Raw genomic sequence first — 24656 nt, forward strand, 5'->3', positions numbered from 1 at the left:
TTAGTGGTAATTCACTACCAACGAAGCATTCATATCTTACCCCATGGTCAGATCGCCATTGACAAGATACACATTGTTGGTGGTCAGTTTTGAAGAAATTACGCCTTCGACCCAGGCTGGGTGTTGAACCGTTTCTACTTTGTCGCCTTCAGGGTAAGAGATGTTGACAATTTGGTTCGCTGGTGGTGGCAGATGTATACACGCTCCAGCAGTAGGAACTAACAAGAATTCGGTAGCGAGGAACCTTCTTACCATCAAAGTCGTGAGTTAGTGTTTCTGATGCTCGCTGTGGATTCTCTATATACTCTGAATGCAGCTTTAGTCGTTAATCGGCGTGTAGCCCTTCTGATGTTAATTTTTGCTGCGCTAAGTATGTTGAATACAAGATGTCTCATCAAATGGCTACTTTGCTTTTAAGAATCTTTACTTACAGTCAGTTAATTAAAATTGTATCTAACCCCAAGTTGTAGTTGAGGCCCGTAAATCCCGTTGTTCTTAGAAGATATCGAGAACGCGGCTTTATCCGTTGCATGGAATCTCGCGCCAAACGTAAAGATCGAATGCTCTCCATTTGCCCCCACCATGACATTTGCCTCTACTCGTTGCGTAATCCAGGCACGAAGCCCTGCGTTGAATTCAATAAAGGTTTTGCTTTTCCCTGGAGCGTAAGATCCTTTGTTGTAGTGAAGCAATAGTTGAGTATTGAGATCGATGGCTTGGTTGATAGGCCCATAAACTTGAGGCCCGATATAGACGTCATAGTTGTCTTCATCGAGATCGGTATTTGAGCTTACTCCACCTAGAAGCGCTAGGCTGTCATTGATATCTCGCCCCCCTTCCAAACTAATACCATTTGGCTTTGTTTGAATCCCAAGCTCTACAAAATCTGTAGTGAAATTTGCAGCAGACAATGCTTGGTGAGAGAAGGTACATAGCAGTAGAGGTATTAAATTTTTAATTTTCATATGACTTATAAAAGGTAATGCCAGCGGGGCGAAAATCGGATGGTATTTTATTAACTAGGTAACTTGAGGAAGATGAAGTTCGAGGAGAACAAAGTCAAAATAAATAAAATATTTTGTTGTTCATTTTTGTGTTTTTGTTCAGGAAGGGGGGGAGGGAAAGAGTGATATCAAACTTATTTTGTATTGAGTTTCTATTTTGTGCGTTTATTAAACATCAACAATGATATTTATTCTTAGGATGGGAACTTTATGTTTTTATCTTGTGTGCCTGTCGTACAGCGGACTCGCAGTAATTTTTAGGACATCGACAGGGCAAAAGACAGTAATATCGGCAGCGTTACCACACTTAAGAAGTTACCGAACAACACCATAGAGGCGACTTTAGATGGCTCTACGTTGAACCTTTCTGCGAACAGGTAATTCATCACAGCAGGTGGCAGCATGGTGAACAACACCATCATCTGCAAGTGTAGAGTAGGTAGAGGAATGAAGTAGTAGATGATCGTAAATGCGATCGCTCCAGTGAACAGAGATTGCGCGGTACATAACAAGCCGACTTTCAGACCGCTCAGCCTCAAGTTGACCATTTGTGATCCCAGTGACAAAAGCATGACAGGAACAGCAGCTTGTCCAAGCAGCGATGTGGCTTCGTAGATAGGATTCCAGACTGCAATGCCGGACAAATTCAGTGTCATTGCTAATAAAGCAGCCAAGAATATCGGCATCTTGAAGATCTGTTTGATCGGGTTACCTTCGCTTAATAACGCCAAGCCTACACTGATATGAACACACGCCGACACCACAAACAGCAGTACCGCTGGGGCTAATGCACTTTCGCCAAAGGTATACGTGAATAGGGGGATCGCAAGGTTGCCGCTATTACGAAACATGTGTGGCGGAGCCCAAGCTTTGAAGTTGAGCTTAAAGATCTTACAGATCGGTATCATCAGCAGTGCGGGTACTAACACCGCAACCAAAGAGGCAGAAATCAGAGGCAGTTGTTCGGTGTCGAGTGGCATGGTGGTCAGCGATGCAAACACCAAAGCAGGGATACAAACATCCATGTTGATGCGATTGATTGGCTTGAAATCGGGCTTAAGCCAACGACCGACTGCAAAGCCAGCACTGGCGAGTGCAAAAACGGGAAACAGAATGCTAACGACCTGTTCGAACATAGAATTCCTTTCTAAGCGTGTGTTGTTTTAAGCGGACAATAGTTTTAAACGGACAATATTTGGTCTACCACCGTCTAACGTACCAACATAACTTGGCTGCGTCATGGGTGTTGAGCACACCACTGGCAATAATTTGTATTTCTTTGAATGAAGCACAAAAAAGACCAGTGGCATTAGCAACTGGTCTTTTAAGGCTAGGCGAATCTGGACGGGTTCTTTAACAACAAAGGTTACCCAACAACAGTGAGGTATTCGCTAACTCACAAGCTTTTTGTAATCTTTGAAATTGACGTCGTAGGCTTTCTCACCGTAGATGTAAGTCTCGCTGACGGTTCTGTCGTCACCCAAGCTCATCAGTAAAAATAGTTTTTCTTCAAGCTTGGTCGCTTGTTCCATTCTGAAGCGCATCAGTTGTGTTGCGTGCAGATCCAGTACTACGAAGTCGGCCTCTTTGCCTACTTCTAAGTTACCGATTTTATCTTCTAAATGCAGAGAACGTGCGCCACCTAAAGTTGCCAAAAATAAAATTTGGTATTGTCAGGTTTTGTTTATATCAACATGTGACTCATCAATTTTTTAGTCTTCTCTGGGTCTGAGCATGTGATAGATAAAATCAAATGGTTTTCATCCTGTTCGACAATATTCAGACTTCTAATGTCAATATTATTCTCTGATAATTTCCTTGCTAACTTTGCCAACGCTCCAAGCTCATCATCGATTTTTACCATTATTATCTCAGTGTTGAAAATAATATTGAATCCCGCTTTAATCAATATTTCATACGTGTACTTGTTATTGTCTGAACTTATCTTTATTAATGCGGTGTTATTTATTTTGTCAGCATCTATATTTTTTATTTTTATTTTATTTTTCGATAAAATTTCCGTTATGTCTGTGATCAATCCGATATAGTCTTCAGATATTAATATTATCTTTTCCATTTAAATATCCTCATAGGTCATTCATGTCTAGTTTTAATGCAGAAGTAAACGCATCAATATCTGAAAATTTCATATGTGGCATACAAATAATATGTGTCATACCATTTGCTGTTGCTAATTGATATTTTTGCTTTATTCCCTCTGGCACAGCTGGTAAAACAACAGTTATCGCATTTGGGTTTCGCCAAGCTTTTATACCTATATTTTGTAATTGAATTTCCGTGTATTTTGCAATTTCTAGGCTGTGTAGTACACGTTTAGCCAGGCCTTCTAACCCTAAACTGTTAATGGCATACCACAGTACCATCGGTGTAAAGCCATTACGTGAGCCTGTAATAGTAGTATCTAAACAGCCAATGTAAGCAATAGAGCGTGCAATACGATCAACATTTGATTTACGGGCTACAACAACCCCACAAGGAATTGGAGAACCAATAAATTTGTGTCCACTCAGTGAAACACTGTCGGCACCGTCTTCAAAATCAAACGACGGTCTGGGTGTTAAAAAAGGATTTATAGCTCCGCATAATGCGGCATCACTGTGGATATAACTTTTTGAAATAGAAAACTCGTCTAAAATAGTACGAATTTTTTTTATGTCATCTTTGGCTTCTGTCATAGTGGTGCCACTATTCGCAAAAATAATAGCAGGCACATCCCTATTGACTTTTAGCGTTTCTCGCAAGTCATCATAGTCAATTACACCCTTATCGTCACATCGGATCATTATATGACGCATATTGAGCAAGTGTAAATTTTTGGCGACAGAATAATGAGTTTCTTTGGAAAAATAACAAATACCATTAGGGTAGAGTTCACGAGCTAAATATAAAGCATATAGATTAGCTTCAGTACTGCCATTTGTGACATACCCCCACCAATCTTTTTCAGGTGCTCGTAATAGTTTTGCAAAAAATTCTATTACTTCACATTCAAACTCTCTACTATCAACTTGCCAAGTAGATTTAGCAAAAGGATCCCCAAGGTTATTTAAAGGAAAGTTGATTAATTCTTTTAGTTGTTGATAGTTAAAGTCTGTTGAAATTGGATAACCCATAAAGCTTGTTGCTTTTTTATGAATATCCTTTATGAAAATTTTTAATTTCTCTTGTTGATGAGCATTTAAAGACATAGTCTACCCTTTTAAATCGTCCTAGCCAGTATTAAATATAAATTACACTTTTCTGGTTTTCTCTCGGGGTATGGTTATCAGCCTTTCTAATTAAACTTTTATAGAAATTTGGAAAAGGCAATTCTTATAATAATATTTTTCACACTTATAATTAATAGATATTTAAATTGCTAATTAAATGTCGATGATTAAGCTATGGTTTGGTTTTTTACCAAAGATTACAGTGTTGTTCTATTAATTAGTCCACTTTTAATTTATCTAAATATAACTACTGGCTGAAGGTGATAGATATAAATTTACCAGCAGTAATTACGGAGTTGTCATATTTGTCACAATAAGCATGGGCTTTTATTTTTGCTTTTGAATAGTCATTTATTGTGGACAGTAAATTTATGTAATCTACTTTATTTGGGTGACTTGATTCAATTTTAAGTACTTCTATTTCATTACATCCTTGTAAGTTCCAGCTATCTTCTGATTTAATAAACCAGCTGCCGTCAACGCCAACAGTAATAGTTGATATCTTTTTTTCATCTGTGGTGATGATTTCATCTAGCGGGCCTGCGCATGCCGATGAAGCAAACAACATTAGGGAAATTCCAGTTTTTATTTCTTTGAGTTTCATAACTAGTTACCTTTTTGGGCCCAATATAGTATAAAAAAAGATAATAAAAAGTTTTTTTTGTTTTTATTATCTTAAAATAGATCTCACTTGCATATTTTATATTTTTGGGTGATTTAATTGTTTATAATTTTATTTGTCATTATTTGATGGGGGGGAGTAGGGATTTTTCGATGCTATATCTTTGTTCGTGACTTGATGAAGTTTTGATGTGCAACTAAAGGAAGTTCGCTTCAACTAGATATATCGCCTATTTTTCGATGGCACGAGAGCGTGCCATCGTTAAGTTAAGCCGCTGTGTGATTATTTCTCTCAACTTAACTCACAAGCTTTTTGTAATCTTTGAAATTCACATCGTAGGTTTTCTCACCGTAGATGTAAGTTTCGCTGACTGTTCTGTCGTCACCCAAGCTCATCAGTACAAATAGTTTTTCTTCAAGCTTGGTCGCTTGTTCCATTCTGAAGCGCATCAGTTGTGTCGCATGTAGATCCAGTACCACGAAGTCGGCTTCTTTGCCTACTTCTAAGTTACCGATTTTATCTTCTAAATGCAGAGAACGTGCGCCACCTAAAGTTGCCAAAAACAGCGATTTGGCAGGGTGAAGTTTCTCTTGTTGAAGCTGCATGATTTTGTACGCCTCGCTCATGGTTTGCAGAATCGAGAAGCTGGTACCAGCGCCAACGTCTGTCCCCATTCCAACACGAATACCGTGCTCTTCCATTTTTGGCAGCTTGAATAATCCAGAGCCTAAAAACAGGTTGGAAGTAGGGCAGAAGGCGATTGCAGAATCGGTATCCGCGAGGCGTTTGCATTCGCAGTCTGATAGGTGAATACCGTGTGCGAATACCGAACGCTTATGCAGTAAGCCATAGTGGTCATACACATCTAAATAGCTGTCGCGTTCTGGGAACAATTCTAGAACCCAGTCGATCTCTTTCTTGTTTTCAGAAAGGTGGGTGTGCATGTACACATCTGGATACTCTTCTAACAATTTCCCTACAGTTTCCAGTTGCTCCGGGGTACTGGTTGGCGCAAAGCGCGGTGTCACTGCATACAACAAGCGGCCACGGTTATGCCATTTCTCGATGAGTTCTTTTGAATCTTCATAGCCAGACTCAGGAGTGTCGGTGAGGTAATCGGGCGCATTGCGATCCATTAAAACCTTACCCGCGATCATACGTAGGTTACGTTTCTCAGCTTCTTCAAAGAAAACGTTAACCGACTCTTTGTGCACGGTGCCGAACACGAGTGCTGTCGTGGTGCCGTTGCTCGCCAGTTCGTCTAGAAATAGCTTCGCCACTTTGTGCGCGTAGACTGGGTTTTTGAAACGTTTTTCTTCTGGGAAGGTGTAATTCTCTAACCAATCAAGTAGCTGCTCACCGTAAGATGCGATCATCCCCGTTTGAGGGTAGTGGATGTGCGTATCAATAAAACCAGAGGTGATCAGTTTGTCTTTGTATTCTTTTACTTCGAGTGTTTTAGGCTGACGTGCCAATACGTCATCGGCATGACCCAAATCGACGATGTGGCCATTCTCAACCACTAAAACACCGTCTTCAAAATAGTCGTAAGACTCATCGATACCGACGTCTTTTGGGTCGGCTACGCTGTGTAAAATACTGGCGCGATAAGCTTTGCGTTGCGTTGTCATGTTTACTTCCTTTTAATGACTTCAGTAACGTTATGGCTACCGAAGCTTTGCGACTTGTATTAGGCGATCTTCTCTTCCAAAGGAGGTTCGCCTACATCGCTTGATTGACTGTGTTGATCGGTCAAATCCTGATTTTGATATTGTTTGGTTGGGCGCTTTTGTTCAAGCGCTTGGCCCTGATAGTGTGCGATCAGTTCACCCGCGACCGATACCGCGATTTCAGCTGGATGTTTGCCATTCACAGCGCTAATGCCAATCGGGCAAATCATAGTTTCAATTTGTTCTTGGCTGTAACCACGTTGTTCTAAGCGGAAGTCAAACTTCTTACGCTTAGTCAGCGAGCCGATCATGCCGAAGTAACGGCTGTCTTCACGGTCGATAATGGCTTTCGTTAAATCGAAATCAAGCTGGTGGTTGTGGGTCATTACTAGGTAGTAGCTATTCGGTGGCATGTGTTTAACTTCGCCAACCGGATCGTCTGTGACTAGCTTTTTGACACCGTGAGGAAGCGTGTCCGGGAACATTTCTTCACGTTCATCAATCCAGGTCACACGGAAGGGTAGGGTCGCGACAATGTGCAGCAGCGCCTTGGCAACATGGCCAGCGCCGAACAGCACGAGATGGTTCTGTTGAGTACCAATCGGCTCAAAGCTTAGCGTTGCCATTCCGCCACAACACTGGCCCAAACGAGCGCCTAGGTTAAAACGTTCCACTTTGAGCGACTTTTCACTGGCAATCAGCATTTCACGTGCCATTTTAGTGGCCACATGTTCCAGGTGACCACCACCAATCGTAGCGATGATTCGGTCACGAGTGACAAGCATCTTGGTACCCGCATCACGTGGCACTGAGCCTCTGTCTTCAAGCACTGTCACCATGACACATGGTTCGTAGTTCTCTTCCAGTTTTGCCAGTGCGTGAATCCAATTATCCTTAAACATATGTCCTCCTAAATCCCTTCTATGCTTCCTAAGCTGTTTATTACGCCCTAAGCCATATCTGTCAGCTCTAAGCCGTTTCTGATTGAGCATCGACCGAAGTCGGGGCTGTTTCAGAGACTTCCTGAATCGCCATCAGAATGCGCTCTGGCGTTGCTGGTGTGTTCAGCTTTGGAATCGCGCCATCAACGGCTACGTAGCTAATCGCATCTTTCAATGCACTCCATACCGACATACCCAACATGAAAGGTGGCTCACCCACGGCTTTCGAGTTGAATACTGTGTCTTCTGGGTTGCTACGGTTTTCCAAAAGGTGCGTTCTGAAATCAATTGGCATATCAGCAATCGCAGGGATTTTGTAGCTTGCTGGGCCATTGGTCATTAAGCGACCTTGTTGGTTCCATACCAACTCTTCTGTCGTCAACCAGCCGACACCTTGCACAAAGCCGCCTTCGACTTGGCCGATGTCAATCGCCGGGTTAAGTGAAGCGCCCACGTCATGCAGAATATCTACACGCAGAATCTTGTTTTCGCCGGTTAGGGTGTCGATGATGACTTCTGAACAAGATGCGCCATAGGCGTAGTAGTAGAACGGACGACCGCGCGCCTTCTCGTGATCGTAATAGATCTTCGGAGTGCGGTAGAAGCCAGTGCTCGATAGTGAGATTTGGTTAAACCAAGCCAGTTCAACAAACGCGTTGAAGGTCATGATCTCATCTCGGATCTGCACCATGCCGTTCTTAAATACCACCTCTTCTGGAGACACTTTGAAGTGTGCAGAAGCGAAGTCGATCAGGCGCTGCTTAATGGTTATTGCTGCGTTTTGCGCGGCCTTACCGTTGAGGTCGGCGCCCGATGAGGCTGCGGTTGGTGATGTGTTCGGAACTTTGTCTGTGTTTGTAGCGGTGATCTGTATACGTTCGACATCGACTTGAAACTCCTGTGCAACGATTTGTGCCACTTTGATGTTCAAGCCTTGCCCCATTTCCGTACCACCGTGATTCAAATGAATACTGCCATCGGTGTAGATATGGATAAGCGCACCTGCTTGGTTCAAGAAAGTCGCAGTAAACGAGATGCCGAATTTCACAGGTGTGATAGCAAGACCTTTCTTCAAGATAGGGCTCTGCTTGTTGAACTCAGCAATTTCTTTACGACGTGCGTGATAGTCACTGCTGCGTTCAAGCTGTTCGGTTATCTCAGGTAAAAAGTTGTCTTCAACGGTTTGGTAGTAATGGGTTACATTACGGCCTTCTTCGCCGTAGTAGTTCGCCTTACGTACTTCCAAAGGATCTTTTTTCAGGTAACGCGCAATCTCATCCATGATGTGTTCGATAGTCATCATGCCTTGCGGGCCACCAAAGCCACGATACGCAGTGTTCGATGCTGTGTTGGTTTTGCATCGATGACCAACCACAGTTGCATCGCCTAGGTAGTAAGCGTTATCTGAGTGGAACATTGCACGGTCGACGATAGAGCTTGATAAGTCTGGTGAGTAACCACAGTTACCTGCAACCGTAATGTCTGCACCTTGAATCACACCATTGTCGTCGAAGCCGACGGTGTATTGGTTGTAAAACGGGTGTCGTTTACCGGTTTGTTGCATGTCTTCGTTACGTAGCAGGCGCATTTTGGTCGGTCGGCCTGTAAGGTGGGCAATCACCGCTGCCATACACGCAGGAGAGGCTGCTTGAGTCTCTTTACCACCGAAACCACCACCCATACGACGCATATCAATCACGACTTTGTGCATCGGTACGCCAATCACTTCCGCAACCAGTTTTTGAACTTCGGTCGGGTTCTGTGTTGAGGTGTAGACGATCATGCCACCATCTTCGGTTGGCATTACGCTACTGATTTGAGTTTCTAGGTAGAAGTGCTCTTGGCCACCGATCTCTAGGTCACCAGAGATCACGTGTTTCGCTTTTGCCAATGCTGCTTTTGAGTCACCACGCTGTTGAGTGTGGCTCTCTGTCACGAAGTGCTCTTTTGCTAGCGCTTCTTTAACATCAAGGATGGCAGGCAGCTCTTCGTATTCAATAATGGCTGCATGTGCCGCTTTTCGTGCCGTTTCTAGATCGTTTGCTGCTACGGCAATCACGGGTTGACCGTAATATTCTACTTTGCCGTCAGCAAGCAGTGGGTCACCCGGTAGGATTGCACCGATATCCAGCTCACCCGGTACGTCTTTGGCTTGGATAGCAATTGCCACATCTTCAAATTCGTAACACGGTGATACGTCGATTTTAGTGATCTTCGCGTGTGCTTGTGTGCTCAGGCGTGCGTACACGTGCAGTTGATTTGGGAACTCTAGGCGGTCATCAATGTATACCGCTTCGCCCGTTACTTGTTTGGCAGCACTGTCGTGTTTAACGCTTTTACCCACGCCAGTTTTTAGGTCTTGTTTTGCAATGGCAACCATCTCTTCGTGGGTCATCGCATGCTTGTTTGAATTAGACATAAGACGTTACCCTTGTTTCGATTTGGTTGTTTTTGTTCTGTTGTTCAATGAAGTAGCGACGCAGCATGTTAGCCGCAGACAATGAACGGTATTCTTGGCTTGCACGGAAATCAGATAGCGGCTCAAAGTCGTTATACAGTTCTTGCATCGCTAACTTAATATTAGCGTCTGTCCATGGTTTGCCTAATAACGTATTTTCACAACGGGTTGCGCGCTTAGGCGTTGCAGCCATACCACCAAAGGCAATACGAGCGTGTGTAACCTTGCCTTCTTCCACTTGAATATCGAACGCGCCACATACTGCAGATATGTCATCGTCTAAACGTTTAGATAGCTTGTAAGCTCGGAAACTGTCATTGGCAGGTTTAGGGATGATGATTTGCTCAATGAATTCACTCTCTTTTTGAGCTGTCACCTTGTAGCTGATGAAGTAATCTTCGATCGGCATGATGCGAGACTCATCACCACAGCGCAGTTTGATTTTCGCGTTAAGCGCAATCAGCAGGGGAGGCGTATCACCGATAGGCGAAGCATTGGCAACATTGCCGCCGATGGTGCCTTGGTTACGCACTTGCAGCGAAGCAAAGCGGTGTAACAGTTCACCAAAATCAGGGTAGTGTTTTTTCAGTAGTGAGTAAGAGTCACTAATTGGAAGGTTGGCACCAATGATTAAGTCGGTGTCTGTCTCTTCACATACCTTCATGTCTTCAACAAGGTTTACGCTGATCAGTGTTTCAATTTCGCGATGGAATTGCGTCACTTCCAGTGCTAAATCCGTACCGCCAGCAACCAGCTTAGCGTTCGGGTGGGCTTGAAAAAGCTTGGCCAACTCATCAGTACTTCTCGGGGAAAAAGCAGTGAGGTGGCCAAGACGTAAGTTGGCTTCGGTGTCTTGAATGCTTTCTAGTTTCTCGATGGTTTTGCGCTCGAGTTCAGCAAATTGGTCAATCAAAGGTTGGTCTGTTGAAAGTGACATTGCGGCATCAACAATAGGGCGGTAGCCAGTACAACGACATAGGTTACCCGCCAATGATTCCATGACGTCTTCTTTACTCGCATCTGGTTTATTTTTACCAAGCGCAAACATCGACATGATGAAACCCGGCGTGCAGTAACCACATTGGGAACCGTGAAAATCGACAACCGCTTTCTGTACTGGGTGTAATGACTTATCTCGGTTTTGCAGATCTTCTACTGTGATCAGCTGCTTACCGTGTAACGCTGACACAAATGTAAGGCAAGAGTTCACCGAACGGTATTGCAGTTGTCCATCAACTACTTCACCGAGAACGACGGTACATGCGCCACAGTCACCTGACCCACAACCTTCTTTGGTACCTGTTTTATTTATCTTGGTACGAAGGTAATTGAGCACTGTCATATTCGGTGACAGATTGTCTTCACGTCTTATTTCCTGATTAAGCAAAAAAGTAATCAAGAGACCTCCTTGTAAATCGACATTGTTCCATGTGTATTCTTTTTGACTTCTAGGTCAATAATTATCCATCCTGACCCTGTGGTCAACTATTTATTTACAAAAATGCAACAATCAAGTGTCGGTTGGGATTGTGTACAATCTTATTTTGTTTTTAGGGCTATGTTTTATATGGGGTTTTCTAGAGGCGTTCAGTTTTATGCTGTGGATTAATTGTTGGCTATGTATACAAGATAAAGGCAAGGTTTTTGGTGCTTGTGGGGTTATGTAAACGAGAGCAAATTCGTCATTTAGGTCTGATTGGGTGGTATTTAGAGCTGAAAATGAACCGATCTTTGTGTTTAGCATTTTGTAGAGGGCACAAAAAAGAGAAGTAAACACAGAGGCTTACTTCTCTCCCGTCTTGTTAACAAAAAGTTGTTAACAGAAAGTTGTTAGAGCTGGATCGGAATAGTTAGCTCGTTATGATTTGTTCTTAAGTAAATCAGAGAACACAACGTGCAAGTCGCTTGATGCGGTGCTGCTGTCTAGGTTGAGCTTAGATCGGATGTGGCTTAGGTGTTCTTTCATTAAGTCAACCGCCTTTTCTTCATCGCCGGACTCAATAGCATCAAGTAACTGTTCGTGCTCGTCTTGAGAGCAGTTTGAATGGTTACCGGTTTCGTATTGAGCGATCAACAGGGACGTTTGTGAGACTAAGCTGCGTTGGAAAGCGAGCAGTGGTGCGTTTTCTGCCATTTGAGCAAGTTTGATATGGAATTCACCGGACAGTCGCAATCCGGAACCATAATCGCCTTGTTCAAAGGCGCAGTTCTCTTTTGCGACCAGCTTTCTGCACTCATCGATCTGAGCTTTAGTCGCGTGTTTAACGGCAAGCTCTATGATAGCAAGCTCCATGACTTCGCGCGCTTTAAAGATTTGCTTGGCTTCATCTACTGTTGGTGCAGCAATCATGGCACCTCGGTTTGGACGGATCACCACAACTTGCTCTAAAGAGAGACGCAGCAAGGCGCGGCGGATGATTGTGCGGCTAACTCCGAAGATTTCTGCTAGTGCTTCTTCGCTTAATTTTGTGGCTGGCGGCAGCCTTTGTTCTAATATTGCGTCGAAGATATGGCAGTAAACAACATCGTCTTGAGTCTGGCCTGTTACTTTTGTTTTTACACCTTTGGAGACAGAGTTTTTGAGTGCTGTCATAGAGATAAGGGCCCTTGTTTAGTCGAGTCGAGTTGGTCGAGAATAATTCATGAGTATTAATCTATATTGTATACATTTATCTATACAATGCCACCGGATGAAAGTGCGAGGTACGCTTATTTGTTAATGACTTATAACATTTAGTTTTCAGGGAACTGTGCCAAATATTCCGTTTTAAGGCACTCTCACGATTGTTAAACGCGGTTATCACCACAGCTGTAAGCAACGATCTGGCTGATTTCGCTCAGGCTACGACCTGATTGCTGCTGCCACTCGTTGAAAGCTTTACTTGCCGCAACTTGGGCTCGCTTGGTGTTACGTCCGCTGTCGATCACATCCGTACTTCGCAGGTGCGCTTCAACGTCAGAAGACAGAATGAAGGTGTCTTTACCCATTTGACGTAAGGTGTAGGCGCCTGTATTTCCGCCCAATCGCTTGCCATGTTTTTTCAGGTAGTCCCACAATTCTGTAATTCGTTCTGAAGGCCAGTCGGCAACCATTTGAGAGAAAGAGTCCGCTTCACGCTTGGCATTGCGGATCATCATGGCATTAGCAGGGATCGTCATGACTTTGGTGAGGTGACGAATAATACGCGGGTCTTGCGCTTTCTGCTCCCACATTTCATTTGGCAGCATTAGCATTTTTTCGATGTCGAATCCAAAGAATACTTCTTCAAATTGCGGCCATTTCTTTCTCACCACATTCCAAGAAATACCGCACTGGAACACCTTTTCAGTAAAAGCTGCTAACCAGCGGTCATCGGTGATTTGTGATAGCTGGGTTTGTGAAAGAGGCGCACGAACAATCTTTTCGAGTTCGGCTGCTCCACCTTTACGATGAGCTGCTCGTTGGTAAATGGTGTCGAATTTTTCTTGGGTCATTGAAGGTTCCAAATTAATGCGATGTTCTAAGATATGGGGTCGAATCTGGCAATTAAAACGATTCTGTTAACTAAAGTAAGTCTGTTAATTAAAACGAACACGCCAAGTAAAACACGCTAGCTGAGCTTTAATTCCATTTGATACAGAGGCCAAGTGTTGCCATTGAATTCTTTGTACTTGGGTTCTTTGTCGACCACTTGAAAGCCAGCTTTGTCGTAGCAACGTTTTGCTCCGATATTCTGCTGAAAGACCGCTAAGCTAATGGTGGTGATATCAGGGATTTGCTTTGCGGCTTTCAATGCACTTTCTATCATGGATTGTCCAAATCCTTTACCACGCTGATGTGGATGAATGGCGACTCGGCAGAAGCGAAGTTCACTGTCTGACATACGTTGAAACTCCATAAACCCGATCAGTTCAGTGTGATTGCCGTTTGAACTCGGTTCAGAGAGAGCACTGGATTCAGAGAAGGTATATAGCTCAACCTGAGGTTCTTGAGAGCGTTTGATAATCGATTCTGCTTCTAACGGCCAACCAAAGGTTCGTCCTCCCCAAAGCACATAGTCTTCGAGTGATGTGAACCAAGTTACGATCTCGTCGGCGTCGGATGCCTTAAAGCGGTTTATTTCCATATCCTTCTTTCCTTGTCGTATGTCTCTTTTTCTAAGCCACTAAACTTCTGCGCCCAACTGTTCAAGAAAGCCGCGCATGTAGTCAGTGCGCTTGTTAGCTTCTAACTTGGCGGATTTGGTATTCATGGTTTCAGCGAGCTTAAACAGCTTCACGTAGAAGTGATCGACGCTGTAATGCTTGTCATCCAAGTCACGTTGATTCGCGAACGGGTCTTCGTGGTTGTAAAGTTCAGCGTTAAAGCTTTGACCTACGTACAGGCAGCGAGCAATACCAATTGCACCTAGAGAATCAAGGCGATCCGCATCTTGGACGATTTGCGCTTCTAAGGTCTCTGGTGTGATGTTAGCGCTGTAGCTGTGCGTGACAATGGCATGATGTATCTCATCAAGATGGGGCGTGGGGTAGTCGATAGACTTAAGGAAAGCGATCGCTTTGTCTGCTGCCATTTTCGAGCTTTGGGCTCTGTCTGGGTGGTTCTTGGGAAAGGTGAAACAATCATGAAGATAAGCCGCTGGTAAAACGACTTCAAGCTTAGCTTGTTCTTGAGCACACAATGCTTTTGCAGTTTTGACGACACGTTTAATATGGCTGATGTCGTGTGCTGCATCTTGTGTCATTTCTTGCTGTGCAAAATCAAGCAGTTGGTCTTCAAACTTTTCCTTCACGCGTCTCTTTCTCCGTTACTGGTGTTGCTTAATACCTAACATTTACTTCAAATCGACTGTAACAGTTTCAAGCGCGAGTTTTTATCTTTTATAAAAGGAATAGCAACAAAAAAACCGACTCTGTGAGTCGGCTTGATAGAGAGGCTTGTCTGCGTTGATAAAAGCAATATCAACGGCGGCGATAGCTTAAGCTGTAGCTTGTTGAAGCTGTGCTAATACATCATGCAGAGAAGGGCTGATGGTATGCCCAAGCGCTTTTACTTCATCACATGGTTCGACTAAATCAGGGATTTGGAAGCTGATCATGTTGGCAGCCATCGATGCACGAATACCGTTGTTTGAATCTTCAAACGCAAGACAAGTTTCAGGTGCAACGCCTAAGCGCTCTGCTGCCAGTAAGTAGATCTCTGGGTGAGGCTTACCATTAGTGACTTCGCAGCCTGTGCTTAATGAGGTGAAATAAGAATCTAAGCCAGCAAGTTCCAGCTTTTTCTTCGCGATATCAAGCTGCGTTGAGGTTGCCACCGCGATTGGAATGTCGTTCGATTTTAGCCATTCCAGCAGTTCAATCACGCCATTTTTGACCGGAATCGCTTGGTTCTTCACGATCGCGCTATAGCGAGTACGCCATTCATTATTTAGAGCCGGATAATCAAGATCTTCGCCATAACCATTTCTAAAGATCTGTTCGATAGTTTTTGCATTACAGCCGATGATGCCTAAGTAAACGTCCTTTAAAAATGGGACACCTTGCGCGTGGCATGCTTCTTCAAAAATCTGCATACACAGGCGCTCTGTATCAAGGAGTAGGCCATCCATATCAAAAATAGCTGCTTGGAATTTCATATCCGTGGTTCTTATGTGTTGTGGTCGAGAGGGCGAGTATTTTGACATAGCCACTAGGTATAGGCGAGTCAAAGCTTTGTGAAAAAACGGGAAGGTTTACTGCAAACAGTACTCAGCACTTGGTTTTTGCGCGATGAAGGTGATATGCATATTATTGTTTAATAGCCAAAACATCTTATAGGATAATTTTATAGATTTCGATGTTCTAACAGAAACAATAAACATCAGAATGCATAACAATTTAGCGGCTGTGCTCGAACGAAAGATTACATTCTTGATACTTATTGGCCTGTTATCGTGACCATAATCTTATAAAAAACAATCCATTAAAACGCTCAATGATTGTGTGATCTACCAATAAGTAACGCATTGAACATAAAGACAAAATAACCCTAGTCCACATTTTTAGCAGGCTTGCTTATGTTGTATTTTGAGTTTCTATTTTTGCTTATTGTCCTCTATATCGGTTCTCGTTATGGCGGTATTGGTTTAGGGGTTGTTTCGGGCATTGGTTTGGTGATTGAGGTCTTTATCTTCAAGATGCCTCCAACATCGCCACCGGTCACTGTAATGCTGATTATTATCGCGGTCGTGACTTGTGCGTCGATCCTCGAAGCGGCTGGTGGCCTGAAGTACATGTTACAAGTCGCGGAAAGGGTGCTAAGAAAGAACCCGAAGCGCGTCACCATGATAGCCCCATTTGTTACTTATTCGATGACGTTCCTATTGGGCACTGGCCACGCGGTTTACTCAATCATGCCTATCATTGGTGATGTGGCATTGAAGAACGGGATTCGTCCTGAGCGCCCGATGGCAGCAGCTTCTGTTGCATCTCAACTAGCGATCACAGCATCGCCAATCTCGGCAGCCGTCGTTTATTACTTAGCGCAGCTATCGGATATTCAACATTCTATCACTCTGCTTTCGATTCTATTGGTGACGGTGCCTGCAACACTATTCGGTACTTTTCTACTTTCTCTGTACAGCCTAAAGCGCGGTAAAGAACTGAATGACGATCCTGAGTACCAAGAGCGTTTAAAAGATCCTGAGTGGAAAAAGCGCATTGAGAGCACCACAGCAACATCTTTAGATGAGGTGCTACCTACTTCGGCTCGTAACGCAGTATTAATTTTCCTACTTTCTATTGTCGTGATCGTCATTGTGGCGATGGTGCCTGAGATCAGAACCATTGTAGACGGCGACAAGCCAATCAAGATGTCGGTCATCATCCAAATGATGATGCTCTGCTTCGGCGGTATCATTTTACTGGCAACCAAAACTGACCCACGTGACGTGCCAAATGGTGTGGTATTTAAATCGGGTATGGTGGCGGCGATTGCTATCTTCGGTATCGCTTGGATGTCAGATACCTATTTCCAATACGCAATGCCTCAGTTCAAATCTGGCATCGTTGAAATGGTCACTAACTACCCTTGGACGTTCGCACTAGCACTATTCATCGTATCGGTTGTTGTGAACTCGCAAGCGGCAACGGCACGTATGATGTTGCCTGTTGGTCTTGGCCTAGGGTTAGACCCAGCGCTGCTTATCGGCTTGATGCCAGCGGTTTACGGCTACTTCTTCATCCCGAACTACCCATCAGATATCGCAACGGTGAACTTCGATGTCTCTGGCACAACTAAGATTGGTAAGTGGTACTTCAACCACTCATTCATGTCGGTGGGTTTAATCGGTGTCGTAGGTGCATGTTGTTTAGGCTACGCACTAGCACAGATTTTTATCGCTTAGTGTAATTAGCTCTTGTTGAAATAGCCAAGACGACAACGAAAAACAGCGCCTGAATTGGCGCTGTTTTTGTTTTGGGATAATTGAAGCACTGACTTTCTGAGTCGATATTAATGGGCTTCAAAAGCGAGCGACTCAATCGCTTCTTCAATAGTTGGGAAGTGAATTTTCATTAGGCACACTTCGGCTTTCTGGAACTCATGATTGCGAATCAGTTTGGTCACGCTTTCAATCGAATATTGCTCAGGTCGTTTGGTGAGAGATAGTTTATTTGAGTTGGATTTAAGTGAATAGCTGTTACCTTCAGAATCAATGAGGTAATCATCTTCGCCCAAGATCATGTCTGAGCATTCTGCTTGAAAGTCACTCTCGGATGCGACGTAAATCAGTTCATCATCGCCGTCGAGTTTTACTAAAGATGGCCAATGGATCATTTCAGCCTCTGAATTATATATGTTGAAGTGTATCGACTATAAACAGTTTTGAGCCTTGGATCATCTATTGATCTAGCTGTCCAAAACGTTACTTACTTAAAGAGCTACTTGCTCAAAGAGCGGCCTAGCGGTGCAAAATAGCCTTGTATTGCGTTGTAGATTTCCTTTCTATGCGCGAGGTCTGGATAGAGGGGGAACATATCCGGCTTTGTTGTGCCATCGACTAGGTACGAGTTTTCGATATCTGAGCAAGTTTCAATGGCAGACTCAAAAGCACGCGCCATCATCTCTGTTGGTAAGGAGAAGTAACGAGCTGACGTCGCTTTGTCGGCTATGACACTTCGGGCAACGTAATCGTGTTTATCCAAGTGATTTTCGCTGAGTAGCGTGGCATCGAAGAGCGACATCAGACTCTCGTTTAATGGGTGAGGTCGCACCTTTCTATCGTGTAGCCAGCAATCGCTGGCAAACAAGATGTGTTTACGAGGTCCTGAGGTATCGCCAATCTCAAATGCCTTTTCAGCGATGTAGTGGTCAAATGCATGCCAAAACTCGTGAGCCAGCGCACCTGCACCTGCGTTTTTCGCGAGTGCTAATTCACGTTGGTTGGGCGCGTAATGCGCTTGTACGCCTTTTCTGCCACCACTGCCAAATGCTAACCCAAGTGTGCCACGAAGGCCTATCGTTTCTGGTGGCAGAGCTAAAATATAAGCCAGATCTGCTAATGAATCGAATATCAAGTTCGCAGCTAAGTCCTTCTCTTCTTTGGTTACCCAAGCGCCCACACGAATGCTTCCCATACCGAAGGTCTGTTTAATATCCATGAAAGACACCTGATCGCCGTGTCGGTAGTCAGGGCCTTTACGGGTTTTGTACTTAAAGTGGGTTAACTTCAAGGGAGTCCTTAGAAATGAGTGTATAACGTAAATACTATCAGGTACGGCTCAGTGCCTTACAAACCTAAGCCGAGGAAGTTACCACTTTTCGTAGTCAATTTCTGAATAAAATGACTTTGGGTTAGGTTGAAGGACCTACCATGAGGTGGGATCGCCTTCACGGGTCAGCGGAAATAAAGGTTCGTTGGGTTTGGCGTAACTTAGTCGTTGTAGTCTTTGGGTGACGTGATAGCTGTCTAGCCCTGATATGGTGACTGTGTCTAAAGCCTCCAAATCCAAATATCCATCGGGCATAAAGGCATTTTTTGGGGCGTGAAGCGTGACGACTTCGCCAATCAACATTTGGGTGTGATTGCTTTCTATTTGAATATGCTCTTTCAATTCCAACCCAATTTTCAAAGCGCTTTCTAATACAAACGGCGCTGAGATGTCATCGTCATAATAAGGTGTCAGGCCGACCGACTCGAACTCAGATACTTCTTTAGGATATCGCGCAGAGGTTTGGTGAGCTTTCTTGAAAAAGTCAGCGCCAATACTGTTGATGGTGAAGTGCTTGGTCTGGAGAATGTTGTCCAAGGTGTGGCGGCGTCTTTTACATGGGCGGACAATAAAACCAAATAGTGGAGGGTGAGAGCCTAAATGTACCACCGAGCTTATCACGGCCAAGTTTGCTGCCCCTTGACTGTCACAGCTACCAATCAAATTCGCACTTTTGAATCCTGACAATGAGTTGACTAGACGAGTGCGCTCTCGCTGCTCCATGGCTTGAAGATCGTTCTTTGACAGGGTGATGTCCTTCATACCTTTCTCTTCCTACTTGATTTAATGAACTTGCGTTTTTATGAGCCTATATGTACGAATATGGACTTTTTATCGATCAGGAAAATTATCCGTTTTGTGATCTACCATTACGTCTGCATGATAGGTGAGTCTTTTGGGGTTACTGGAACTGATTGGAAGGCGTTGAGTTGTGGAGTAGCACCAAGAAAGTACTACTCCTTTGTTGTTTTGTTAGACACACCTGTTGTGTATTAAAGCCGATTTACAGTGCTGCATTTTGAATATCATCTAAGGCATCGCAATAGAAAGGGCCGCTGAACTCTAATAAGGCTTGCGGCATCTCTATGGTTTCGGCCAAAACGTTGTGCTCGTATAAAGAAACATTAACCGCAGCCTTCATCGATTTCATGTACTTCTGCTCTCCGCCAAAGATAATTACGGAAGGGAAGGCTAACGGATAAAAGCTTTCCAGTTCTGATTTTACTTCCATGACCATCTTGTACTTAATTTTGTTCATCTCGAATTTTAAGTATCCCGCGCAGGAATCTACCTCTCTTTTCAGTGAAATATTGCCAATCGCCGGGTAGAAGATCAGGTCATAATTAGGGGAGATATAGCGGCCAGCCCACAGTTCAATATTAGAATTCCCAACTTTTGCACCTGTAAACATGTAATAGAGTTCATCAGAAAGTCCCATGGTGTAGATCATTCCCGCGCTAGACTCTTTGTCGTACCACCCTTTATCAAGCTGAGCGTATCCGCTTCCAAACAGAGATTGCTCACCATCGTAGAAACTGTACTGAATCGGCGTGCCAACGGTGTAAAGAAACCATTTACCTCCGACTCCCGGCAATTCAGGAATAATACCGAAAGGCGTTTGTCCCGGATTTCTGCCACGCCAATAATGAGCATGTTCGCCATCCCAACGCATCGAGAATTGAAAGTCTTCGAAAGTTACATTCAGTGTGTCTTTATTGGCGACGATAATCCCCGGTATTTCGTAATGGAACTGTTCCGAGTCGTCAAAACCACGGAGGATTAACTCATCACGAAAGATGTCGTATTTCACTGTCTTGCCGTTGACCGGTGTAAACGCGAGATGCACGTATGCCTTAGGCGTTGGGTCAACAAAGTCAGGTGCAATGTAGGTTTGTAGGCTGACTTTAAAGTAGCCGACCTCTGGGACGGCGATATTGTAGAACCATTGTTCAGCCCAAGTTTGTTGAGATGATGGAGTATGAGGGCGTATATCCTCGAGTGTGGTAGCAAACCCTTGTGCTACGAACAGGCAGCAACATGCTAGCCCTAAACGCAGTAGTTGGCAGAGGTTCATTGAAGTGATGTCCTTTGTTGGATCCTTTGGAAAAACGAGTATCAGGCATAGAGCACAGTGCTATATGCCTGACGAGCCAGTTATTTTCGACAGATGCGAGCGTCAGTGAAGTGGAGTCCTGACTGACAAGTTGTCCCTGATTGACAGTGGGCATCCTCTTGACAGTAACATTCGCCGCGCACGTTACATCCTGGTTTTAGATAATCTTCTAATGGCGTTTCACCACTCACACGCTCCCAGAATGGGTTGGTGAAGGTATCGAAAGGGTCCAGCTCCGCTTTGGCTTGCAAGAACTCAGGCCACATCGGGAAGCGAGAGGGCATGTCCTCAAAAATAGCGACTGAATTTTTCCCCCAGTGTGGTCGCGCATCATATTTTCGCAGCGACATTTGCTCGATTTCTAGGTTTACGAAGTAGCTTTTAGGCTCTTTCTTCCCCTCTTTTCGCAGTGTGTATTCAATACCGACGAAAGCGGTATCTCGTCCAGCGCTCATTCCTAAATAACTGTCGGAAGCTTTACCAAATCGGAAGTAAATACCATTGAGTGGGAAGCAAGTACGCGGGTGGGCGTCGACGATCTGGCGGACATCATTGATCCAGTTTGGCAGACGCTCAATATCGATAGCGACTTCTTGAAGCGCGATAGGCAGGCGATCCCAAATACACTTGTTCGGGTCTTTGCACTCGAAGTACTGCATTTGGTCTGAATAGCCGATAGGCTCATCAACTTTCTTGCCGGTGATGCTATCTCTGAAGTAGGAGTTTGCTCGGCCATTGTAACGAGCGACGGCAGCAAGACACTGCAAACCAGACCCTGGGAATTCGTGTGCGGCATTAAAAAGTAGCCCGAAGAAAAACTCCTCCGCATCTGTGACATCGGCTTGTGCATTGTAGGCTTGGCCTTCTGTCTCGATTGGAACTGGGTTGTAAAGTGTGGTGGTGTAACGCCCTAAGCCGGGGAACCATGCGATGTTCGCTGAGTAGTTGTTGTGTGCAATATCCAGTACCACGTCTTCAAGGTCGGAATCATCTCGATAACCGGTGACTTCTGCTTTCACTTTAAAGGCATCTTCAAGTTTTAATGTCGCTTCAACCACTACGCCAAGCACACCAAGGTTCACTCTTGCGGCGTCCAGTAACTCGCCCTCAAGTACTCTGACCTCGCCTTGCCCGTCAACAATTTTAAGCTGGGTAACGTAGTCAGCGAGCATGTTGCTTGGTCTATCCAATGTAGAGCCGTGTGTGCCACTGCCCAGCATGCCACCAACGGTAAAGATAGCTAACTCAGTCACCATGTTGATCGCGTAACCTTGCCCGCGCAAGAAGTCATTGAGATCGTTGAACCGCATACCAGCTTCAACTGTGACGGTCTTACTTGTTGCATCGAAGTGAACAATCTTATTCATATTCTTCAGAGTGATTTGAACTTGGTCGTCACCGGCACAAGCGGCATCGATTTGGCTGGCGAACTTGCGATTTCCCGTCATCACTTTTTTACCGCGTATCAGAGCGTCTTGGACGATGTTTTGCACTTCATCAATAGAACGTGGGTCGTAGATCGCTTCTGGGTGGCAAGTGTATGTTCCTTGGTAGTTCGAAATCTCTCTTTCCGGTTCATTGGAATGAAGAGAGAAAGCTGTCCCCATTACAGCAGCAAGCAAAGCGTTACCAAGTACCATGGTTTTTATTTTCATTAAGACTTCCTTGTGGTTTAGTCGACGTTGATTTTTAAAGGTGTTTTTCTTCATCGAATGGATTAGCCAAATCGAGGCAGAATGTGTTGTTGAATGACATCTTGAATAGCGCTGCGATGACTTGATAAACGTGAACTGAAGAAGTCTCCAACGTTGGCTTTATAGGCATCAGCAGGTCTCGGGCCTATCTCTGCCACCCAGAGCGCATGATTCGTCGTTGCAAAATTGAGTTGCGGGTGCCCTAAGATCGCTAATGGACCTTGTGCTAAGTTTTGTGCGTCAAAGATCCAGATCTCTTTGCCATTTCCAATGCCGTAAGTAGGGTGACTACGAACCACGGCTGTGAATATGTAGCCATCGTCTTGAGAGGTGCTGTTAGGGCGAGCCATAAACTGAGGCGTTCGCATCACACAATCTGAGGGAAATTGATACGCATCGGCGAGATTCATCGAAAGGCAGTCCATGTGCACGAGAGCCGAGGGTTGGTCGGCTTGAGGTAATGAATCGTTGGTGAACCTTCTATTTGGGTAGTGCTCATACGCCTCTGCGACACGCTTAATGACATGGTCTTTGCGATAGCCAACGGCAGCCCAATAAATATGTTCAAATTGCTCTGGGAACTGGAAGTGTCCACGGTACGCGGGATCATTCATATCCCAAAAAAGTTGGTTGTCTCTTATCAGCCTGAAGTCTTCATTTATCTGTCGAGCGGATTGTGACTGAACTTGGATCCTTGCGCGTACTAAGCCGCCGACATCAATAGGTGCTGCCGGGTAACCTGCCAATTGACTCGGAGTTCTTCCACCAAATAATCGCTTATCGCGTGTGTATTGGGGCTCTGATTTGTCCATCGCTCCTAGGTATTGGCCATATAGGGTGATTTCGTTTTCATGGTCATCGTAGTTACACATGATGTCTGAGGTATCGAAATCCAGTTCTAGGTAGTCGGCAACCACATAATCGCGCCCGGGATTGAGATCTTTCTTGCGAATTATCCAAGTTGGAGTTCGATGTTGCTGAGCATAAACCGACGATATACCGAGCATACGTAGCGGCTCGACCTGCGCAGCAGTTTCAAATACGAGGATGTGGTGGCGCGTTACACCCAGCGAGTGAGCGGTTGCGGCGATAAAAGCGGGCTTACCGTTGCGGCCAATAATGTTCCAGCCTTGTAAAGGGCTGTGCTTATCCCATTTAAGAAGCCGTATAAATCCATTTTTAGTACCTGTGTTGGAAATGTTTCCACCGTAGTTAATGGTGAAACATTCATCCGACTCGAGATCAAAATATGGATGACCTGTGGTACGTACTTGTGGAAACAGCCATTTGTCAGGAATAAAAGGGCTCATCCAAGGTGGAAGACTGCTCTGCCATTCATCATAGTGACCAATCGGTGTGATCAGGTCTAAGCTGAGCGCATCAAATTCGTAGGGAACCCCGCCTTCGTAGCTGAGCGCGAATCGGTTGTCACCTAGGTAGTTGGGCGCGGTATTACAATAGTTGACGAATCCCATCGTCGGGCTGTAATAAGCCATACCACCAAGTAGTTTAAAGCTGTCATAGCCATAGGAGATATGCTGTTGCATGATGGCTGACGGGGTATCGATCATCTTACGTAAGAAAGAAACTTTGCTTGGCGAAAAGTCGAGACGGGTTAAAGCGCCGCGGCCGTTCGGACTCAGGTGGTCTGGCTCCAATGGTATTCCCTCAGAAAAAAACACATGGCCATGGATGTCAGCTGGCAATTCTCCTCCAATAAGGTGCAAATCTCCTGAGGTTACGCTGCGTCCAGCCTGCATAATTGAGACCGGAAATGAGGAAGGGGTGTTGTCTTGGGAAGCCAAAAGTTGGCTTGGCACAAATGCAGCCCCGGCTACGTTTTTCAAAAATGTACGTCTTTTCATTGCTCTGATTTATATGTTCATCCACGCATATAAACAAAGTAGGTGAGTTTTATTGGCTAAAATGAGTAATGTACAAAACTATGAAAGAGTGCAAAGAAGTCGTGTAATTTGACGGGTGAATTACACGGGTTAATATCAATAAGCTATTGATTTAAATGTTTTTAATTTCACTTTTCTTGCGTTTGGTTTGGCGAGTTTTAACGGTGTGATTAGCCCTTATTTAGTTTCTAACGCCAATATTTGAAGAGAGGGTGCTTCTTTATGCGTGGCACCAATACTTTCTTTAGCGGTGTATTTAAAGGCTTGAGATCATTTAATTTGCTATT

At 44.5% G+C, this 24656-nt stretch carries 22 protein-coding genes and 1 pseudogene; 1 reads left to right on the plus strand and 22 read right to left on the minus strand.

Annotated elements, in window-relative coordinates:
• Positions 1 to 36: 36 nt before the first annotated feature.
• From BTO10_RS07595 to BTO10_RS07670, 16 genes and pseudogenes are all read right to left on the minus strand, one after another.
• On the minus strand, positions 37 to 255 hold the full coding sequence (locus tag BTO10_RS07595) for a DUF3299 domain-containing protein (RefSeq protein WP_258097039.1): 219 nt from the start codon (positions 253 to 255) through the stop codon (positions 37 to 39).
• 182 nt (positions 256 to 437) lie between these two features.
• A complete protein-coding gene (locus BTO10_RS07600; RefSeq protein ID WP_105024132.1) occupies positions 438 to 965 on the minus strand; it encodes a hypothetical protein in 528 nt (175 codons plus the stop codon).
• Between the two features lie 296 nt (positions 966 to 1261).
• Positions 1262 to 2140, minus strand: coding sequence for an AEC family transporter (locus tag BTO10_RS07605; RefSeq protein WP_105024133.1), 879 nt, complete (start codon positions 2138 to 2140; stop codon positions 1262 to 1264).
• A 255-nt stretch (positions 2141 to 2395) separates the two neighbouring features.
• Positions 2396 to 2665 (minus strand): annotated as a pseudogene (locus BTO10_RS07610) (amidohydrolase family protein); the annotation flags it as partial.
• Positions 2666 to 2688: 23 nt separating this feature from the next.
• Positions 2689 to 3081: a hypothetical protein gene (locus BTO10_RS07615; protein WP_004737501.1), complete on the minus strand. Its 393-nt coding sequence runs from the start codon at positions 3079 to 3081 to the stop codon at positions 2689 to 2691.
• A 10-nt stretch (positions 3082 to 3091) separates the two neighbouring features.
• The gene (locus tag BTO10_RS07620) at positions 3092 to 4213 is read right to left on the minus strand and encodes a histidine decarboxylase (protein WP_105024134.1); all 1122 of its coding nucleotides are present in this window, start codon (positions 4211 to 4213) and stop codon (positions 3092 to 3094) included.
• Between the two features lie 268 nt (positions 4214 to 4481).
• Entirely contained in the window at positions 4482 to 4838 is a 357-nt protein-coding gene (locus BTO10_RS07625) for a hypothetical protein (protein ID WP_105024135.1), read from the minus strand.
• Between the two features lie 314 nt (positions 4839 to 5152).
• Entirely contained in the window at positions 5153 to 6487 is a 1335-nt protein-coding gene (gene guaD / locus BTO10_RS07630) for a guanine deaminase (RefSeq protein ID WP_105024136.1), read from the minus strand.
• A 59-nt stretch (positions 6488 to 6546) separates the two neighbouring features.
• Positions 6547 to 7428 (minus strand): xanthine dehydrogenase accessory protein XdhC, encoded by an 882-nt coding sequence (xdhC, locus tag BTO10_RS07635; protein ID WP_105024137.1) that lies wholly within the window; start codon positions 7426 to 7428, stop codon positions 6547 to 6549.
• Positions 7429 to 7495: 67 nt separating this feature from the next.
• Complete coding sequence (gene xdhB / locus BTO10_RS07640) at positions 7496 to 9886, minus strand: xanthine dehydrogenase molybdopterin binding subunit (RefSeq protein WP_105024138.1); 2391 nt, start codon at positions 9884 to 9886, stop codon at positions 7496 to 7498.
• The gene (gene xdhA / locus BTO10_RS07645; protein WP_105024139.1) at positions 9879 to 11324 is read right to left on the minus strand and encodes a xanthine dehydrogenase small subunit; all 1446 of its coding nucleotides are present in this window, start codon (positions 11322 to 11324) and stop codon (positions 9879 to 9881) included. The genes xdhB and xdhA overlap by 8 nt, the downstream gene beginning before the upstream one ends.
• A 459-nt stretch (positions 11325 to 11783) precedes the next feature.
• Entirely contained in the window at positions 11784 to 12518 is a 735-nt protein-coding gene (locus BTO10_RS07650; RefSeq protein WP_004737508.1) for a GntR family transcriptional regulator, read from the minus strand.
• 194 nt (positions 12519 to 12712) lie between these two features.
• Complete coding sequence (locus tag BTO10_RS07655; RefSeq protein WP_105024140.1) at positions 12713 to 13399, minus strand: DNA-3-methyladenine glycosylase I; 687 nt, start codon at positions 13397 to 13399, stop codon at positions 12713 to 12715.
• A 116-nt stretch (positions 13400 to 13515) separates the two neighbouring features.
• Complete coding sequence (locus BTO10_RS07660; protein ID WP_105024141.1) at positions 13516 to 14031, minus strand: GNAT family N-acetyltransferase; 516 nt, start codon at positions 14029 to 14031, stop codon at positions 13516 to 13518.
• A 39-nt stretch (positions 14032 to 14070) separates the two neighbouring features.
• Complete coding sequence (locus tag BTO10_RS07665; protein WP_105024142.1) at positions 14071 to 14697, minus strand: HD domain-containing protein; 627 nt, start codon at positions 14695 to 14697, stop codon at positions 14071 to 14073.
• Between the two features lie 186 nt (positions 14698 to 14883).
• On the minus strand, positions 14884 to 15543 hold the full coding sequence (locus tag BTO10_RS07670) for an HAD family hydrolase (RefSeq protein WP_105024143.1): 660 nt from the start codon (positions 15541 to 15543) through the stop codon (positions 14884 to 14886).
• 420 nt (positions 15544 to 15963) lie between these two features.
• Here BTO10_RS07670 and BTO10_RS07675 point away from each other — a divergent pair, with 420 nt between their 5' ends.
• A complete protein-coding gene (locus tag BTO10_RS07675; protein ID WP_105024144.1) occupies positions 15964 to 17292 on the plus strand; it encodes an anaerobic C4-dicarboxylate transporter in 1329 nt (442 codons plus the stop codon).
• A 107-nt stretch (positions 17293 to 17399) separates the two neighbouring features.
• Here BTO10_RS07675 and BTO10_RS07680 read toward each other — a convergent pair whose 3' ends face one another.
• The 6 genes from BTO10_RS07680 to BTO10_RS07705 form a co-directional block, all read right to left on the minus strand.
• Positions 17400 to 17723, minus strand: coding sequence for a DUF4144 domain-containing protein (locus BTO10_RS07680; protein WP_105024145.1), 324 nt, complete (start codon positions 17721 to 17723; stop codon positions 17400 to 17402).
• A gap of 104 nt (positions 17724 to 17827) precedes the next feature.
• Positions 17828 to 18619 carry a CLCA_X family protein gene (locus tag BTO10_RS07685; RefSeq protein ID WP_004737515.1) on the minus strand — a complete coding sequence of 264 codons (792 nt, stop codon included), beginning with the start codon at positions 18617 to 18619 and terminating at the stop codon, positions 17828 to 17830.
• 135 nt (positions 18620 to 18754) lie between these two features.
• Complete coding sequence (locus tag BTO10_RS07690; protein WP_105024146.1) at positions 18755 to 19420, minus strand: flavin reductase family protein; 666 nt, start codon at positions 19418 to 19420, stop codon at positions 18755 to 18757.
• A gap of 241 nt (positions 19421 to 19661) precedes the next feature.
• A complete protein-coding gene (locus BTO10_RS07695) occupies positions 19662 to 20732 on the minus strand; it encodes a hypothetical protein (protein WP_105024147.1) in 1071 nt (356 codons plus the stop codon).
• Between the two features lie 80 nt (positions 20733 to 20812).
• On the minus strand, positions 20813 to 22426 hold the full coding sequence (locus tag BTO10_RS07700) for an FAD-binding protein (protein WP_105024148.1): 1614 nt from the start codon (positions 22424 to 22426) through the stop codon (positions 20813 to 20815).
• A 62-nt stretch (positions 22427 to 22488) separates the two neighbouring features.
• Entirely contained in the window at positions 22489 to 24330 is a 1842-nt protein-coding gene (locus tag BTO10_RS07705; RefSeq protein WP_105024149.1) for a carotenoid oxygenase family protein, read from the minus strand.
• Between the last annotated feature and the right edge of the window lie 326 nt (positions 24331 to 24656).

It is taken from the genome of Vibrio chagasii, assembly GCF_002954585.1.
Taxonomy (GTDB): domain Bacteria; phylum Pseudomonadota; class Gammaproteobacteria; order Enterobacterales; family Vibrionaceae; genus Vibrio; species Vibrio chagasii_A.